Source organism: Deinococcus betulae (assembly GCF_020166395.1).
In the GTDB taxonomy this organism is placed as follows: Bacteria; Deinococcota; Deinococci; order Deinococcales; family Deinococcaceae; genus Deinococcus; species Deinococcus betulae.
In genome coordinates this window covers 1-1,308 of record NZ_JAIQXU010000076.1, presented here as the reverse complement: position 1 = coordinate 1,308, position 1,308 = coordinate 1, and the positions used below count along the sequence as shown (strand labels likewise).

At 63.1% G+C, this 1,308-nt stretch carries 1 protein-coding gene; it reads left to right on the top strand.

The genetic code is table 11. The features are described 5' to 3' along the window. Positions 1-156 precede the first annotated feature (156 nt). Positions 157-1,215, top strand: a complete 1,059-nt coding sequence (locus K7W42_RS22675) for a M23 family metallopeptidase (protein ID WP_224577674.1) — start codon at positions 157-159, stop codon at positions 1,213-1,215. Positions 1,216-1,308 lie beyond the last annotated feature (93 nt).

Genomic DNA, 1,308 nt, shown 5'->3' with positions numbered 1-1,308 from the left:
GATCTCCCCAACACGCGGCCACGCCTAACCCCGTCGTATTGACCTCTGATCACGAGTTGATCACGGCCGCTTTCATACGGTGTTCTCAGGTAAAGAGGGCCTGGCACACCCGCCCCAGGGCACGAAGGCCCCCTCCGCACACCCCAGGAGAACACCATGCTCACCAAGACCACACTGCTCATCGCCACCCTCGTGATCGCCACCACGCTGCCTTCGACGGCGGCGGCTCTCACCCTCCCACTCAGAGGTGACGACCTCAAAGCAGACGAGCGCTACAATACGGGCGTCCACACGGCCGGCATTCAAGCCGAAGGCAAGGACATTGGCGCGCTGCGTCGCGTGTCCGACACCAACTGGTCCAGGCTAAAAGCCGGTACCACCGATCCCAAGATCAACAGCAACTGGATTGTCTACGGCAAGCCCTTTTATGCCATGGCGGCTGGCACGGTGGTGGGCTGCTGGCGCAATGCCCCAGACAACGTGCCGGGCTCGCTCAACCCACTCTACAAGCCTGACCTGAAGATCGCCGGCGGCGGCAACCACTTGTGGATTCTGCAGGATGATGGGGCGTACGCCCTGTATGCGCACGCTCAACCCGGCAGTATTCCTGCGGCGCTATGCCCCCACAACACCCCGCTCTTTACGGGCACCAGTGGCAAGGGTAGCAACCCGGACATTGAGCCTGAAGCGCGGGTCACCAGTGGGGCCCGCGTCAACGCCGGGCAATTCCTGGGCCGCGTCGGCAACTCTGGGTCTTCTACGGCCCCCCACCTCCATGTGCATCTCCAGACAGGAGGTCAGCCTGTCCCCATGACGTTTGAGCAGGGGCTGACCACACCCTTTACTGGCGGAACAGCCAGTCTGAATGGACCCTGGACACCCCTGGCTGGCCACACCTTGCCTGAAGCCTCCGTACTGTTCTGGCCCCCCCGGCCGGCCGGGAACCTGACCTTCAATGGCGTCAACAGTGCCGACTATCAGCGCCTGGTGGAGCACCTGGCCGATTCCGGCATGATGCCGAACCTGATCACGTGCAGCTCGAACGGCGCCACCTATAACTCAACGTGGGTGCCGAGACAAGGCCAGTGGGCGTCGTTTCATGGCCTGAGCACGGCCCAGGCCGCAGAAAAACATGCGAGCTATATCGCGCAGGGGTACACGCGGACGTCCTCGTACACGTGCGGCTCGGTCACCGTGGCCGTCTGGCGGAAGTAGGTGTCCTCCGGGTCTATTGTTGGGGCTCAGACGCGCGAGGCGCCGTCGATGAAAACTTCAAGACGGTAGCAACCGCCACCCGCCCCTCAAGCT

Bases quoted from the DNA above. Each gene is read 5' to 3' on its own strand.
- K7W42_RS22675 (WP_224577674.1), top strand. From the start codon at position 157: ATGCTCACCAAGACCACACTGCTCATCGCCACCCTCGTGATCGCCACC.